Source organism: Mycobacterium sp. (assembly GCF_035314905.1).
Lineage (GTDB): Bacteria > Actinomycetota > Actinomycetes > Mycobacteriales > Mycobacteriaceae > Mycobacterium.
Genome location: NZ_DATFYW010000182.1, coordinates 1 through 13,895 on the forward strand (window position 1 = coordinate 1; position 13,895 = coordinate 13,895).

The following is a 13,895-nucleotide window of genomic DNA, read 5'->3' on the forward strand; positions in this document are numbered from 1 at the left end:
GTGGCAGGTGCAGGATTCGAACCTGCGTAGCTTTCGCGACGGATTTACAGTCCGCTCCCATTGGCCGCTCGGGCAACCTGCCTTGGTGCGACTAGCAGGGTACAACGAGGATGTACCAAGAGCACAAACGACCAACACCGATGAGATAGGGGACGGGTCCAATGGCGGATTCATCGTTCGACGTCGTCAGCAAGGTCGACCGCCAGGAGGTGGACAACGCACTGAACCAGGCCGCCAAGGAGCTGGCCACCCGGTTCGATTTCCGCGGCACCGACACCCGCATCGAATGGTCCGGCGAGGAGGCCATCACGATCACCTCCTCCACCGAGGAGCGCGCCAAAGCCGCCATCGACGTCTTCAAGGAGAAGCTGGTCCGCCGCGACATCAGCATGAAGGCCTTCGACGCCGGCGAGCCGCAGGCCAGCGGCAAGACCTTCAAGGTCAACGGGAAGCTCAAGCAGGGCATCGATAGTGAGAACGCCAAGAAGATCACCAAGATGATCCGCGACGAAGGCCCCAAGGGCGTGAAGACCCAGATCCAGGGCGACGAGGTCCGCGTCTCGTCAAAGAAGAGGGATGACCTGCAGGCCGTCATCGCGATGCTCAAGCAGGCCGACCTCGAGGTGGCGCTGCAGTTCGTCAACTACCGGTGATCCGGCGGGGCTCCCCCCTAATGTGACACCCATGACACCTCCTCGCCGCGAACCTCGCGTCGTCGTGCTGGGTGGGGGCTCCTGGGGCACCACCGTCGCGTCCATCGCCGCCCGCCGCTCAGAAACGATGCAGTGGGTGCGCTCCCCTGAGACCGCCGAAGACATCAACGAGCGCCATCGCAACCTTCGGTACCTGGGCGACGAGGTCCAGCTTTCCCCGAACCTGGAGGCCACCACCGACTTCGACATGGCCGCCGACTCGGCCGACGTCATCGTGATGGCCGTGCCGTCGCACAGCTTTCGGCCGGTGCTCACCGACCTGCGCGCCAGCTTGCGGCCCTGGGTGCCGATCGTCTCCCTGGTCAAGGGCCTCGAGCAGGGCACCACGCTGCGCATGTCGCAGATCGTCGAGGAGGTCATGCCCGGCCACCCCGCCGGCATACTCGCCGGCCCGAACATCGCCCGCGAGGTCGCGCAGGGCTACGCCGCGGCCGCCGTGATCGCGATGCCCGACCAGCACCTGTCCACCCGGCTGTCCGGCCTGTTCCGCACCCAGCGGTTCCGCGTCTACACCACCGACGACGTCATCGGCGTCGAGATGGCGGGCGCCCTGAAGAACGTCTTCGCGATCGCCGTCGGCATGGGCTACTCCCTCGGCATCGGCGAGAACACCCGGGCCATGGTGATCGCCCGCGCGCTGCGCGAAATGACCAAGCTCGGCGTCGCGATGGGCGGACAGCCCGAAACGTTCCCCGGCGTAGCCGGCCTCGGCGACCTGATCGTCACCTGCACCAGCCCCCGCAGCCGCAACCGCCACGTCGGCGAGCAGCTCGGCGCAGGCAAGCCCCTCGACGAGATCCTCGCCTCGATGGACCAGGTCGCCGAGGGCGTCAAGGCCGCCGGCGTGATCATGGATCTCTCCGACCGCTACGGCATCCACATGCCGATCGCCCGCGAAGTCGACGGCGTCATCAACCACGGCCGCACCGTTGTGGACGCCTACCGCGGCCTCGCCGCCGAGGTCCCCGGCCACGAGGTCCACGGCGCCGGGTTCTGAGCAGCTACTACCCGGGGCCGGTCCCGGCCGCGCTGTTGGTCAGGTAATTGTTGGCCGCGGCCGCGGTGTCGAGCAGCGTGTCTTTCCCGCTCACCCCGTGCCGCGAGGCAAGAACCTTGATATCGGGTTGCCCGGCGTGCACAGCGCCGGAGTCGTCCTGCCACACCAAAAACCTCAGCGGCAGATCGATACCCATCGTTTGTTGCGCCGCGACCAGAGGTACCGACACCGACGCATCGTCGGTGAGCAGCAGCTGTGTCGGCGGTATCTGGGTGCCGGCGCTAGCGGCCGCCGCCGCCTGATCGAGATTCAGCACGGTCGGCTGATTGTTCTTGGCGAACGCGGCTTGGTATCGCGAAACGGTGTCGCCGAACGACGCGTTGCTCGTCTTCTGGACGAGATATGAGCCCGAGCACGACGCCGAGCCGCCGTCACCGACCGGATCGGTGCTTCCGCTCGCCCCCTGCGCGACCGAGGCCGAACCGCTGCGCAATCCGTCGACAGCCCCGCTCGACGGATCGATGCCCGCACAGGAGGCCACATAATCCGCCGAGTTGTATCCGACGAACACAGTTCCACCGCTCGCCTGCCACACCAGGTACTTCTGGGGCAGGTCGATCGCGGCGCGCTGACCCGCCGCCATGATCGGGGCCGCCGCCTTCGGGTTGCCGCCGATGATCACCGTCGTCGGACGCAGCGTCTTTTCCACCCACTGCGCCGTCTGCGCGAAATCGACTGTGGTGGCGACCTTTCCGATCGAGTTCAGTTGGTTCTGCACACGTGCGACTGTCTCGGCCGCCGGGTAGGTGCTCTTGTAGATGACCATCCCTGCGACGTTCGGCACCGGGTCATTTTGGGGTGTCGACTGCGCGTCGGATGGGTCCGCCACGGCACCGCCCGCAGCGCCCAACCAAACAACGATCTGCAACGTCGACCATATCGCCGCGGCGATGAGCAACCGTAAGGGTGATCGTCGCTTCACGGTCCGGACTCCAATCAAACGGGAAGGCATTCGATCTACGTTCTCATTGATGGCCGGGGCCGTACATCCTGTTCAGCCCGACTTCACCTGTTCTTCATCCACTCTGGCCGGTTGTTGCCCTAGCGGCCCGGCTCCGATTCGTACTCCACCAGATAGCGCACCATTTCGGTGTCGCCCTCGCGACCGCCACCGGTGTGCCCGCCCCAATGCCGTATCCGCTCGCCCAGCGGTAAGGATGCGGCAACTGTCTGCCGAATCCGTTGCACCAGTTGGGAAGGCGGGATGTCGCCTCGCACGTAGACCTCCATCTTTGGCATGGCGCAATGATTGCCCGGCCGACCAACGGGCAGATTAATCCTCGCGAAAAGTCCGACGAACAGCGGCGACGACGCGGCTCCCTCCTTCAGCGGAGCCCACTGCGCTGGCTGTCATCGAGGATGTGGTGTTCCACCTCGCCGATGCCGTCGAGGACCAGCCGCAGTGTATCCCCGCGCTTGAGCCAATGACCGGTCTCGATGCCCGACCCGCCTGCCAGCGTTCCGGTGGCGATGAGCTCACCCGGTAGCAGTTGTTCGTCGCGGGACGCGTGGGCGAGCACATCGCCGACGCTCCACTGGAACCCGCGGCTGCTGACCGTGCTGACCGTCCGGCCGTTGATGATCACCGAACCCGTCAGCTCATTGATGCGTGGCAGCACCTCGTCGGCGGTCACCGCAGTCTCCGACATCGAGCTGCCGAAGTGCTTGGACTTCTGCGGTCCCATGCCCGAGGACATTTCGGCCCGCTGCACATCGCGTGCGCTGAAGTCATTGAGCAGCACGAACGCCCCGATGGCCGTCGTCGCCTCATCCGCCGTGGCATTCAACAGCGGCTCCTTCAGCACGAACGCGACTTCGAGCTCGAAGTCCAGTCCGTTGGAGTAGCTGGGGAACGCGATCGGCGTTCGCGTGGGCACGATCGTCATCGCGTTGCCCATGTAGTAGATGGGCTGCCGATAGAACAGCCTCCTCGGGCGGAAGGGCGGAAACGTCCGGCGAGTGAGCTTTTCGAATGTCTCGCTCACGCGGTGGGTGACTGGGTGGAACCGCTGCACCATGCCGCGGGCGGCGGTAATGTTGTGCGCTTCCGACAACAGGAAGTCGCGAAACGACAACGGCTGGAACGGCAACAGCGCGTCGGTGCCCCGTAGGTGCCGATCAGCGGTGGCCAGCTGCCATTCGTCGGTGAACGGCGAAGGCCCGAATGGGCCGGGGCCACTCAGCCGGCGCCATTGGCCGTCGTCGTCGTACTCGGTCTGCAGCCCGTCCGGTGTGCGAACCCTGCGTAGCTTCAAGCGGCGCTACGTTCGCGGCCGGTCCAGCAGAGGCGGCGTCTGGCCGGCGATGTAGCTGCCGGCCGGGCTGATCACAAAGCCGGATTGGTCGTAGGAGTTCATGCACGACGTCGTGCCCGCGCCGTCGGTCCCGCAGCTGATCTGGCGATAGCTCAGCCGCGTGTTCGGCGGCAGCGGCTTGACCGCACCGGCCACCGAGAACACCGGGCCTTCGGTGTTGGCGAATTCCGGCGCGCCGGCAGGACCGCCGCTCACCATGTTCGCGCCGTTGGGCGCACCCGGGATCGGCCCGCTGCAGCCGTAGCCACCCGAGCCTTTCTGAATGACGCACGTCAGCCCGTCCGGTGTGCCGAACGCGTACCAGGCGCCGCTCATCACCGCGTAGTCGCCCGGCGAGATCGGCGCGAATGCGTTGAGGTTCGGCCCGGGGGGCGGGGCAGGTGGGTCCGGATCGGCCCAGGCAGCCACCGGTGGGGCGATCAGGGCCGCCCCCACGGCGCCGGCCACGCCGGTCAGCATTCTGCTCAGCACGGAATCACACCCTAGGCGACAGCGTTCCCCGACGCATCACTCATCGCTAGTCGAGCATCATTCCTCGCTCGGCCAGCTTCTGAACCACCAGCTGATTCAGCGACACCCGCTGCTCAACGGCTTCGATCGTGAGGCGCGCATGCAGCGCCGGCGATGTCCGAACGATGAAACTGCCGCTGTAGCGTCGCTCAGTCAGCGATGTAGGCACCGCCTCGCCACCGCGCTCCATGCCCTCGACGTGCTCGGCGACCGCCTGCTCGATCTCGGCAATCGCCTCACGCGCCGTCGGGGCATGTCGAGACACCCGAGGGAATTCGAGGCACAGGCCGACGTACTCGCCCCGTTCAGGCGACCACTCGGCACGGTACGTGTAGTGATTTTTTGATATCGCATGCGCTATCACTTTTTGAAGTTAGCGCATGCCGCCAGAAGCTGCCGCCGGCAATTCAGCCCCGGGCCATCGACTCCAGCCGGCGGATCCGCTCCTCGATCGGCGGGTGCGTCGAGAACACCGACACGAACCGCTCCCCCGACCGGAACGGGTTCGCGATCATCAGGTGCGCCTCGCTCGCAAGCTTTGGCTCCGGCGGCAGCGGCGCGGCCTCCACGCCGCGGGAGATCTTGCGCAGCGCCGACGCCAGCGCCAGCGGGTCGCCCGTCAGCTCGGCACCGGACTGGTCGGCCTGGTACTCCCGCGACCGCGACACCGCCAGCCGCACGATCGTCGCCGCGACCGGACCCAGCAACGAAACCAACAGCAGCGCAAGCGGGTTCGCGCCGTTATCCCGACCGCCGCCGAACCAACTCATGATCACGGCCAGGTTCGCCAGACCCGAGATCACGGCGGCCAGGCCCCCGGCCACGCACGAAATCAGGATGTCGCGGTTGTACACGTGCGACAGCTCGTGCCCGAGCACCGCCCGCAGCTCACGCTCATTGAGGATCGCCAGGATCCCCGTCGTACAGCACACGGCCGCATTGCGCGGGTTGCGGCCCGTAGCGAACGCGTTCGGGTTCGCGGTGTCGCTGATGTACAGCCGCGGCATCGGCTGGTGCGCCGCGGTCGCCAGCTCCCGGACGATCTTGTGCATCACCGGCTCCTGCAGCTCGGTCACCGGCTGCGCGTGCATCGCCCGCAGCGCCAGCTTGTCGCTGTTGAAGTACACGTAGATGTTCATGCCGACCGCGAACAGAATCGACAGCACCAGGATCGACGGGTTCTTGAACAGCGACCCGATGAACACGATCACGGCCGACATCACGGCCAGCAGCAGCAACGTCTTGACCCCGTTGCGGTAGGGGTGCCACCTCATCAGCGTCTCCTTCTGCACGTGCTCGACCGAATAGAGAACGCAGCGCGTCGACGACGGGTTCCGTCAGCCGTGCCGCTCGATCGTGTACTTCACCAGCGTGGCCAGCGCCTGACGACCGGCGCCATCGGGCAGGCCGGCCAGCTCCTCGCGCGCCTGCGCGGCATACCTCGCGACGGTGTTCTTGGCTTTGGCCATACCCGGCGAGGCCCGCAGCAAGGCAAGCGCCTCGGCAACATGTCCGTCGTCGTCCATCGGCCCTGACAGCAATTCCCGCAGCCGCACGGCGTCCGGCCCGGTCTCCCGCAGCGCGTAGAGGACCGGCAGCGTGTGCACGCCTTCGCGCAGGTCGGTGCCCGGCGTCTTGCCCGACTCCTCGGAGTCGCTGGCGATGTCGATGATGTCGTCGGAGATCTGGAACGCGGTGCCCACGATGCCGCCGAGCCGGCTCAGCCGTTGGATCTCCTCGTCGCCGGCGCCCGAGAACGTCCCGCCGAACAGCCCCGACGCGGCGATCAGCGAGCCGGTCTTCTCGTGTACCACCCGCAGGTAGTGGTCGATCGAGTCGACGCCCTGGGCCGCGCCTCGTGTCTCGCGCATCTGCCCGGTGACCAGCTCGGCGAACGTCTCGGCGATCACCCGCACCGCCTCGGGGCCCAGCCGCGACACCAGGCGCGACGCGGTGGCGAATAGGTAGTCGCCGGCCAGGATCGCGATATTGTTGCTCCAGCGGGCATTGGCGCTTGCAGCGCCGCGGCGTACCTGCGCCTCGTCCATCACGTCGTCGTGGTAGAGCGTCGCCAGGTGAACCAGTTCGATCACCGCGCCGGCGACGGTGACCTCCCCGGCGTCGGGCTCGGGCCCCAGCTGCGCCGACAACACCGTGAACAGCGGACGGAAGCGCTTGCCGCCGGCCTCGAAGAGGTGCAACACCGCGTCGCGGATGATCTCGTCGCCCTTGCCGAGCTCGGTGCTTATCAGGTCTTCGATCCGCGCCACGCCGTCGCGGACACTCGCGGCGAATTCAGGGTTGCCGAGCTCAACGCCGGCGACCACGGTCGCTGGTGTCCTCATTGGTCCAACATACTGGTGGGGATGGACACCAGGGCGGATGTGGTCGTTGTCGGCGCCGGACCGGCCGGTTCGGCGGCGGCCGCGTGGGCCGCCCGCGCCGGGCGTGACGTGCTCGTCGTTGACGCCGCCGACTTTCCCCGCGACAAGCCTTGCGGCGACGGGCTGACCCCCCGCGCGGTGGCCGAGCTTCAGTTGCTGGGCCTGGGCGGCTGGCTCGATCAGCACATCAAGCACCGCGGGCTGCGGCTGACCGGCTTCGGCGGCGAGGTCGAGGTCGACTGGCCCGGCCCGTCGTTTCCGGCGTATGGCAGCGCGGTGCCGCGTACCGAGCTCGACGAGCGGATCCGCCAGGTGGCGGTGCACGCGGGCGCGTCGATGCTGATGGGCCGCAAAGTCGTTGGTGTCAGTGATGATTCGCGTGGACGCGTGACGTCGCTGGCGCTTCGAAACGGCGGCGGCATCACCGAGGTGCGGTGCCGCGAGCTGATCGTCGCCGACGGGGCGCGGTCGCCGTTGGGCCGGATGCTCGGCCGGGAGTGGCATCAGCAGACGACGTACGGGGTGGCTGTCCGCGGGTATCTCAGGTCACCGCGCAGCGACGATCCGTGGCTGTCCACGAACCTCGAACTGCGTACCCGCCACGGCCACCTGTTGCCCGGATACGGCTGGATCTTCCCGCTGGGCAACGGCGAGGTGAACATCGGCGTCGGCGCTTTGGCGACCGAGAGGCGACCGGCCGACGTGGCACTGAAGAAGCTGATCAACTTCTACACCGACCTGCGCAGCGCTGACTGGGAGTTCGACGGGCAGCCGCGCGCGGTGATGTCGGCGCTGCTGCCGATGGGCGGCGCGGTGTCGGGAGTGGCCGGGCCGAACTGGATGCTCATCGGCGACGCGGCGGCGTGCGTGAACCCGATGAACGGCGAGGGCATCGACTACGGCGTGGAGACCGGTCGCCTCGCCGCCGATCTGTTGGGCAGCGGCGACCTGTCGGCGGCCTGGCCGGGCCTGCTGCAGCAGCGGTACGGGCGGGCGTTCTCGATTGCGCGGCGGCTGTCGGCGCTGCTGACCATGCCGTGGTTCCTCCCGACCGGCGGCCCGATCGCGATGCGGTCCGCGCGGCTGATGGACATCGTGGTGCGCGTGATGGGCAACCTGATCATCGACGAGGACGTCGACTGGGTTGCGCGGCTGTGGCGGGTGCTGGGTTCGGGTTCGCGCGGGATTGACCGTCGCCCGCCGTTCAGCTAGGTCCATTGACACCACGTCCGCCCGTAACGTGTGCAAACCTTTATCGTGTCGTGTTCCTCATGTGACTGTTGTGAACCAGTGTTGCGACAATGAAGTGGACGCCCCACCGGCAGGCAAGGACCATCGGCGCGGTGGCGGTGTCTGTCGGCGTGATCATCGCCGCCGCCGCGTCGGGAACGCCGGCGCGCGCCGACATGGTCGGCAATTCGTTCCTTGCCGGACTCACCGACGCCGGCATCCCGTACAACGACCCGGCAAGTGCGACGGCGCTGGGCGAGTCCGTGTGTCCGATGGTCGTACAGCCCGGGGAAACGTTCGACGGTGCGGCCGCGACGATGGCCGCCAACAGCGGCCTGACCCGCGAACGGGCGAACGAGTTCACGATCATCGCGATATCGGTGTATTGCCCGGGGATGCTGTCGCCGATCATTCCCGACCGATTCCAGGAGTAGGCCCTCAGTCGGTCGGCCGGGTCGCGGCGTGCAGCGCGACGATCCCGCCGCTGAGGTTGCGCCACCGCACACCGGCCCAGCCCGCGCGGCGGATGCGGTGCGCGAGGTCCGCCTGGTCGGGCCAGGCCCTGATCGACTCTGCCAGGTAGACGTAGGCCTCCGGATTCGACGCGACCGCGCGGGCTACCCTGGGCAGCGCCCGCATCAGGTACTCCTTGTAGAGGGTGCCGAACAACGGGTTCGTCGGCGTCGAGAACTCGCACACGACCAGCCGGCCGCCGGGCTTCGTCACGCGGGCCATCTCGCGAAGCGCGGCCTCGTGATCGACGACGTTGCGCAATCCGAAGCTGATCGTCACCGCATCGAAGGCCCGGTCCGCGAACGGCAGCCGTGTCGCGTCGCCGGCCACTTTCGGCACGGCGCGGGTTCGTCCGGCCGCGAGCATGCCGACGCTGAAGTCCGCCGCCACGCACCACGCGCCCGAGCGGGCCAGCTCCTCGGTGGACACCGCGGTGCCCGCGGCCAGGTCGAGCACCCTCTCCCCCGGCCCGATCTCCAGAGCCCTGCGCGTGGCCCGTCGCCAACTGCGGTCCTGGCCCAGCGACAGCAAGGTGTTGGTCAGGTCATAGCGGCGCGCGACCGCGTCGAACATCGACGCGACCTCGTGCGGCTCCTTGTCCAGCGTCGCCCGGCTCACTGTGCCGAACGTACTAGAAGCCGACGGCCTGCCAGGAAAACGGTGCCGTCATGAGCGGAATCGTAAGCCGCCCGCTATGCGGTGAGCGTCCTTCGTTCGGCTTGTTCACCCTGAACGGCGGCGTAGTGGCCGAGCAGCTCGTCGCAGATCGCCGGCCACGTGCGCTCCAGCACGCTGCGCCGAGCCGCGATCGAGTAGCGGGGCCGGAACTGGATCAGGTGCGAGACGACGTCGGGCAGTCGCTCTTCGAAGTCGTCGACGTTGAGCAGGAACCCGGTGCGCCCAGGGCTGACCAGATCGCGCGGGCCGCCGGCGTTGGGTGCGACGACGGGCACGCCGGACGCGAGCGCTTCTTGCACGGCCTGGCAGAACGTCTCGTGCTCGCCGGGGTGAACGAAGACGTCCATGCTGGCGTACGCGGCCGCCAGTTCGGGGCCGTACAGGGCGCCGGTGAAAACCGCCGTCGGCAGGAGGGTTCCGAGCTTTGCGCGGTCCACGCCGTCGCCGACGATGACGAGCTGGACGCCGTGGTTGTGCGCCAATGTCTTCAGCCGCTCGATGTGCTTCTCCGGCGCCAGCCGGCCGACGAAACCGACGATCGGTTTGCCGCTCGGTGACCACCTGCGGCGCAACCGCTCGTCACGGGCCGACGGCGCAAAGCCGGTGATGTCCACACCGCGGGCCCACCGGTGGACTCGCGGGATACGCTGGACCGCGAGGCTTTCCATCGCAGCCGAGGACGGCGCCAGCGTGCGGTGTGCGTGGCGGTGCAGGTGACGGAACCACGCCCATGCCGCCCGCGATGTGATGCCGATGCCGTAGCTCTGCGCGAAGCCCGGCACGTCGGTCTGGAATACCGCCACGGTCGGGATGCCGAGGAACCGTGCGGCCTGCAGGCCGCCGTAGCCCAACAGCGCCGGCGACGCCAAATGAACGACGTCGGCGTCGAATTCGCGCATGATCCGAACCATGCGCGGCCGCGGCATACCGAGCGGCAGCGATGTGATCTTCGGGAACATCCGAGACGGCATCCGGTGGACGGGGACGCCGTCGTGCTCGGTGGCGGCGCGGTCCTGGCCGCGGGGGTTGTCGGGAGCGATGACGATGGCGTCGTGTCCGGTGCGGGCGAGGTGCTCGAGCACCCGGAGCACCGAATTCGAGACGCCGTTGACGTTGGGCAGGAACGACTCGGCGACAATCGCAACTCGCACGTCACGATCGTGTCAGCGGCCGCTGTCTGCGAGGTTGCCTCCAGGGATACGACACGCGAAATTCTGCCGCCGAACGCTTAATTGAATCTTTATGAAAATTGGCGATATTTTCAGGTAGCGTGACGAATCGGACCTGTTGATGTCGACTTGCACGCGGGGGGAATTTAATGGCTGATCCGTGGGAGCGGATTAACCTGCGTCCAACCGACCACGGCGTCAAACGGTATTGGCAGGACTGGGAGTGGGGCCTCGACGAGACCTTGCGGGACAACCCCGAGTCGGCGGGCCGTCTTCGTGGCCTGATGACCAAGGCGGTCGCGAGCATGCTGCGTGCGGCGCTTAACCACAGCGACGCCGCGCGCATCCACTGGCAGCGCGTGGCCCAGAACCACCGGGAGCGCTGGGCGCAAGGTGATCTCGACGGAATCGTGCCGGTGCTGTCCGACCTCGTTTCCTGGTTGCGGTCCGCCGGAATGGATCCCGCCCGGAATGCCGATGTCGCGGCCTTGCTGAATGATCCGTGTGTGGCCAGGATTCTCAAGCGGATGCCTGCAATCGAATACGACCCGAATTTCTTGTACATGTTCCGCAGGCTCGCCGACGCGGTCGGGCGCTGACTTTCCGGTCGTCGACCGGTCCGTCGACGATTGCTAAAGCGCTGCCGAACGCTTCTCGGCCAGCGCTAGCCCGAAGAGTAAGGGGCCGGCCACCAACCAGCCGACCACCGCGATCGAACCGGCCGGGATGATCGCCAGCGACGCGTTGCGGTGCTGCACCCGCACCAGGTCAGGGTTGTTCCTGTCGTACTCGACGTAGATGCGCATCCCGTCGGCGAGCTTCGACGGGTAGAGCACGCCGAGCTCTGGGCGGTACGTGACGCGGTCGGGTGTGACGAACTCGATCGTTGATCGCCGCGGACCTGCACTCAGCACCTCAGCCTGCGCGACGCCCATGTGACGCTCGATCTGCCGGTCGTTGCGCCATGCGCCTGCCACCAGGAGCATCGACTGGAGCGTGACGATGCCCGCGATGATCAGGACCGCAATTCGCGCCCACCGCAACCCTTTTCGCAACCGCGGCTCAGGTTCATCGGGCGTTCGAACGGGCCCGGCCAGCAGCTTGACCGCACCGGCGAGCCGGCTCATATGGCCGCCGTGATCGACGCGTGCAGCTGCCGCAGCGTCGACCGATCCGCCTTGACCTCCAGCACCCGCATCCCGGTGGACGGCGTGTCCAGCGCCTCGCCCAGCTCCCCGGGCTCCACCTGCCGGCACTCCACGTGATACGCCCGGCACAGCGCGCCGACGTCAATGTCGTGCGGGGTGCCGAAGATCCGCGACGACACGTCGGCAAAACGCGGGTCCCCCTGCTCCAGAAGCTCGAAGATCCCACCGCCGTTGTCGTTGGACACTACAATCGAAAGGTTTTGCGGCACAGGCTCTGTCGGCCCGATCAGCAGCCCGGACGCATCGTGCACGAACGTCAGGTCGCCAATCAACGCGACCGTGCGCCCGTCGTGCGCGAGCGCCGCGCCGATCGCCGTCGAGACCGTTCCGTCGATGCCGGCCACGCCGCGGTTGGACCGCACCTTGATGCCCCTGCTGCTCAACCCGACCAGTGCCGCGTCGCGCACCGGGTTCGACGCGCCGAGCACCAGTTGGTCCCCGTCGCGCACCGCGCCCGCGACCGCCGCGGCCACGTGCAGTCCCGTCGTCAACGGGTGCGCTTCGAGCTGACCGCGAACGGCATCCATCGCTCGCCGGTGAACTTCCGCGCAGTGCCGCAGCCAGCCGTCGCGCGGCCGGCCAGAGGTCACCGCCCGGGTGCCGGTCGCCTGTGAGTTGCCCGACACGTCCGGCCACCGCGGACCGGTCGTCAGTGCGAGCACCGGCATCGCCGGGTCGGCCAACAGCGATGACACCTGCCGGTGCAGCGTGGGCCGGCCGAGCATGATGACCTGCTGCGGGTGCAGCAGCGGTAGCGACAACGGATGCAGCGGGTTCTCGGCTGCCGGGGCCGTCGGCTCGGCGACAGTCGGCAACCCCGAGAGGTTCGGGTGGACCCCGGCGCCGTGGCCAGAGATCACCACGGTGTCCAGGCTCAGGTCGACGTCGAGCGGCTGGTCGAAGCTCACCGGCGGCGTGTACGTCCACGACCGTCCGTTCGGCCGGCCGGGAGGCATCACGCCGGGGCCGGGCTCCGGGGCGGGCACCAGCGGCTCACGCAGCGGGATGTCCAACTGCACCGGCCCCGCGTTCGCAGATCGCGCGCCCGTCGCAGCCACGAGCACCCGGCACACCGCCGAACGCCACCGCGCGTTCTGCCCGGCGGTCTTCTCGCTGCCCTCTTCTGCCAGGCCGAGGCTGATTGACGCCCGAACCTGCGTTCCGAAAATCCCGAGCTGTTCCATGGTCTGGTTGGCGCCGGTGCCCAGCAGCTCGTACGGACGGTTGGCCGACAGCACGATCAGCGGGACCCGCGCGTAGTTGGCCTCCGCCACGGCCGGTCCGAGGTTCGCAACGGCGGTGCCCGACGTCATGACGATCGGCACGGGCGCGCCGGCGCCCACAGCCAGGCCGATCGCAAGATACCCGGCGGTGCGCTCGTCGATCCGCACATGCAGCCGCACCCGCCCGGCGGCATCGGCGTCGCGCAGCGCAAATGCGAGCGGCGCGTTCCGGGAGCCCGGGCAGAGCACCACATCCCGCACGCCGCCGCGAATCAACTCGTCGACGACGACGCGGGCCTGCGCCGTCGAGGGGTTCACCACTACATCAGGGTGTCACACCCTGATGTGGGCGGCGGTCAGTCCTCTGCGTGCCGCTTCTGGTCCCAGCGCTCGAGCGACGCCTGAAGCTCGTAGAGGCCAAGAGCGGCGAGAGGCGTGCCTACCGAAAGGCAGACCACCAATATTGAGCTCATCTCGACCTCCTGCAGCTGACAATGTTTCCACGTGCTGCAGCGACCCCCGGTTCAACACGCCGACAGGATCCGATACTGAAAGGTATCTTCGAAAACGCTGTGTTTTTACTGCAATTTCTTTGTGTAGTTGCTGGAAAATAACCTGAGGGAATGCTGGGAGCAATATAGAATTTACTCAGCATCATCCAGAAGAAACATTCCCCCGAAATACTGCATCCACTTCTGCGGCTTGCGGAATGACGACGGAAATTTTTGGAGGTGCGTGCCGAACTATGTCGCCATATCCCGATTGGCTTAACCCCGGAGACAATGCCTGGCAGCTGGTAGCGGCCACGCTGGTGGGCTTGATGAGCTTGCCCGGCATCGCGGTGCTGTATGGGGGCATTGTCCAAAAGAAGTGGGCGGTCAACACCATGTTGATG

General features: G+C 67.4%; 16 protein-coding genes and 1 tRNA gene. 5 read left to right on the forward strand and 12 right to left on the reverse strand.

Annotated features, from left to right (window positions below; genetic code table 11):
* Nucleotide 1: 1 nt before the first annotated feature.
* A tRNA-Tyr gene (locus tag VKG81_RS15745) sits at nt 2-82 on the reverse strand.
* 79 nt (nt 83-161) lie between these two features.
* Between VKG81_RS15745 and VKG81_RS15750 the strand changes: the two genes are divergently transcribed.
* Complete coding sequence (locus VKG81_RS15750) at nt 162-653, forward strand: YajQ family cyclic di-GMP-binding protein (protein ID WP_324397492.1); 492 nt, start codon at nt 162-164, stop codon at nt 651-653.
* Between the two features lie 31 nt (nt 654-684).
* The gene (locus tag VKG81_RS15755) at nt 685-1,710 is read left to right on the forward strand and encodes an NAD(P)H-dependent glycerol-3-phosphate dehydrogenase (RefSeq protein ID WP_324397493.1); all 1,026 of its coding nucleotides are present in this window, start codon (nt 685-687) and stop codon (nt 1,708-1,710) included.
* Between the two features lie 7 nt (nt 1,711-1,717).
* Here VKG81_RS15755 and VKG81_RS15760 read toward each other — a convergent pair whose 3' ends face one another.
* The 7 genes from VKG81_RS15760 to grcC1 form a co-directional block, all read right to left on the reverse strand.
* Entirely contained in the window at nt 1,718-2,554 is an 837-nt protein-coding gene (locus VKG81_RS15760) for a DUF302 domain-containing protein (RefSeq protein ID WP_324397494.1), read from the reverse strand.
* 257 nt (nt 2,555-2,811) lie between these two features.
* Nucleotides 2,812-3,009, reverse strand: coding sequence for a hypothetical protein (locus VKG81_RS15765; RefSeq protein WP_324397495.1), 198 nt, complete (start codon nt 3,007-3,009; stop codon nt 2,812-2,814).
* 86 nt (nt 3,010-3,095) lie between these two features.
* Entirely contained in the window at nt 3,096-4,025 is a 930-nt protein-coding gene (locus VKG81_RS15770; protein WP_324397496.1) for a fumarylacetoacetate hydrolase family protein, read from the reverse strand.
* Between the two features lie 6 nt (nt 4,026-4,031).
* Nucleotides 4,032-4,556 carry a hypothetical protein gene (locus VKG81_RS15775; RefSeq protein WP_324397497.1) on the reverse strand — a complete coding sequence of 175 codons (525 nt, stop codon included), beginning with the start codon at nt 4,554-4,556 and terminating at the stop codon, nt 4,032-4,034.
* Between the two features lie 46 nt (nt 4,557-4,602).
* The gene (locus tag VKG81_RS15780) at nt 4,603-4,944 is read right to left on the reverse strand and encodes a type II toxin-antitoxin system HicB family antitoxin (protein ID WP_324397512.1); all 342 of its coding nucleotides are present in this window, start codon (nt 4,942-4,944) and stop codon (nt 4,603-4,605) included.
* A 58-nt stretch (nt 4,945-5,002) separates the two neighbouring features.
* Entirely contained in the window at nt 5,003-5,869 is an 867-nt protein-coding gene (gene htpX, locus VKG81_RS15785; RefSeq protein ID WP_324397498.1) for a zinc metalloprotease HtpX, read from the reverse strand.
* A gap of 63 nt (nt 5,870-5,932) precedes the next feature.
* Entirely contained in the window at nt 5,933-6,940 is a 1,008-nt protein-coding gene (grcC1, locus tag VKG81_RS15790; protein WP_324397499.1) for a nonaprenyl/(2E,6E)-farnesyl/geranylgeranyl diphosphat synthase, read from the reverse strand.
* A gap of 21 nt (nt 6,941-6,961) precedes the next feature.
* Between grcC1 and menJ the strand changes: the two genes are divergently transcribed.
* Both menJ and VKG81_RS15800 read left to right on the forward strand, forming a co-directional pair.
* Nucleotides 6,962-8,191, forward strand: coding sequence for a menaquinone reductase (gene menJ, locus VKG81_RS15795; protein WP_414685296.1), 1,230 nt, complete (start codon nt 6,962-6,964; stop codon nt 8,189-8,191).
* A gap of 89 nt (nt 8,192-8,280) precedes the next feature.
* Nucleotides 8,281-8,643, forward strand: coding sequence for a DUF732 domain-containing protein (locus VKG81_RS15800; RefSeq protein ID WP_324397504.1), 363 nt, complete (start codon nt 8,281-8,283; stop codon nt 8,641-8,643).
* 4 nt (nt 8,644-8,647) lie between these two features.
* Here the strand turns inward: VKG81_RS15800 and VKG81_RS15805 are convergent, their stop codons facing one another.
* Nucleotides 8,648-9,340 carry a demethylmenaquinone methyltransferase gene (locus tag VKG81_RS15805; protein WP_324397506.1) on the reverse strand — a complete coding sequence of 231 codons (693 nt, stop codon included), beginning with the start codon at nt 9,338-9,340 and terminating at the stop codon, nt 8,648-8,650.
* A gap of 74 nt (nt 9,341-9,414) precedes the next feature.
* Nucleotides 9,415-10,551, reverse strand: coding sequence for a glycosyltransferase family 1 protein (locus tag VKG81_RS15810; RefSeq protein WP_324397508.1), 1,137 nt, complete (start codon nt 10,549-10,551; stop codon nt 9,415-9,417).
* A 167-nt stretch (nt 10,552-10,718) separates the two neighbouring features.
* Here VKG81_RS15810 and VKG81_RS15815 point away from each other — a divergent pair, with 167 nt between their 5' ends.
* Nucleotides 10,719-11,168 (forward strand): hypothetical protein, encoded by a 450-nt coding sequence (locus tag VKG81_RS15815; RefSeq protein ID WP_324397510.1) that lies wholly within the window; start codon nt 10,719-10,721, stop codon nt 11,166-11,168.
* Between the two features lie 33 nt (nt 11,169-11,201).
* Here VKG81_RS15815 and VKG81_RS15820 read toward each other — a convergent pair whose 3' ends face one another.
* Both VKG81_RS15820 and menD read right to left on the reverse strand, forming a co-directional pair.
* Nucleotides 11,202-11,696, reverse strand: a complete 495-nt coding sequence (locus VKG81_RS15820; RefSeq protein ID WP_324397511.1) for a DUF3592 domain-containing protein — start codon at nt 11,694-11,696, stop codon at nt 11,202-11,204.
* Entirely contained in the window at nt 11,693-13,318 is a 1,626-nt protein-coding gene (menD, locus tag VKG81_RS15825) for a 2-succinyl-5-enolpyruvyl-6-hydroxy-3-cyclohexene-1-carboxylic-acid synthase (RefSeq protein WP_324397513.1), read from the reverse strand. Before menD ends, VKG81_RS15820 begins: the two co-directional genes overlap by 4 nt.
* Nucleotides 13,319-13,895: the final 577 nt, after the last annotated feature.

Coding starts and splice junctions, on each gene's coding strand:
- VKG81_RS15750 (WP_324397492.1), top strand. CDS start 162: ATGGCGGATTCATCGTTCGACGTCGTCAGCAAGGTCGACCGCCAGGAG.
- htpX (WP_324397498.1), bottom strand. CDS start 5,869: ATGAGGTGGCACCCCTACCGCAACGGGGTCAAGACGTTGCTGCTGCTG.
- menJ (WP_414685296.1), top strand. CDS start 6,962: ATGGACACCAGGGCGGATGTGGTCGTTGTCGGCGCCGGACCGGCCGGT.
- grcC1 (WP_324397499.1), bottom strand. CDS start 6,940: ATGAGGACACCAGCGACCGTGGTCGCCGGCGTTGAGCTCGGCAACCCT.
- VKG81_RS15755 (WP_324397493.1), top strand. CDS start 685: ATGACACCTCCTCGCCGCGAACCTCGCGTCGTCGTGCTGGGTGGGGGC.
- VKG81_RS15820 (WP_324397511.1), bottom strand. CDS start 11,696: ATGAGCCGGCTCGCCGGTGCGGTCAAGCTGCTGGCCGGGCCCGTTCGA.
- VKG81_RS15765 (WP_324397495.1), bottom strand. CDS start 3,009: ATGCCAAAGATGGAGGTCTACGTGCGAGGCGACATCCCGCCTTCCCAA.
- VKG81_RS15815 (WP_324397510.1), top strand. CDS start 10,719: ATGGCTGATCCGTGGGAGCGGATTAACCTGCGTCCAACCGACCACGGC.
- VKG81_RS15800 (WP_324397504.1), top strand. CDS start 8,281: ATGAAGTGGACGCCCCACCGGCAGGCAAGGACCATCGGCGCGGTGGCG.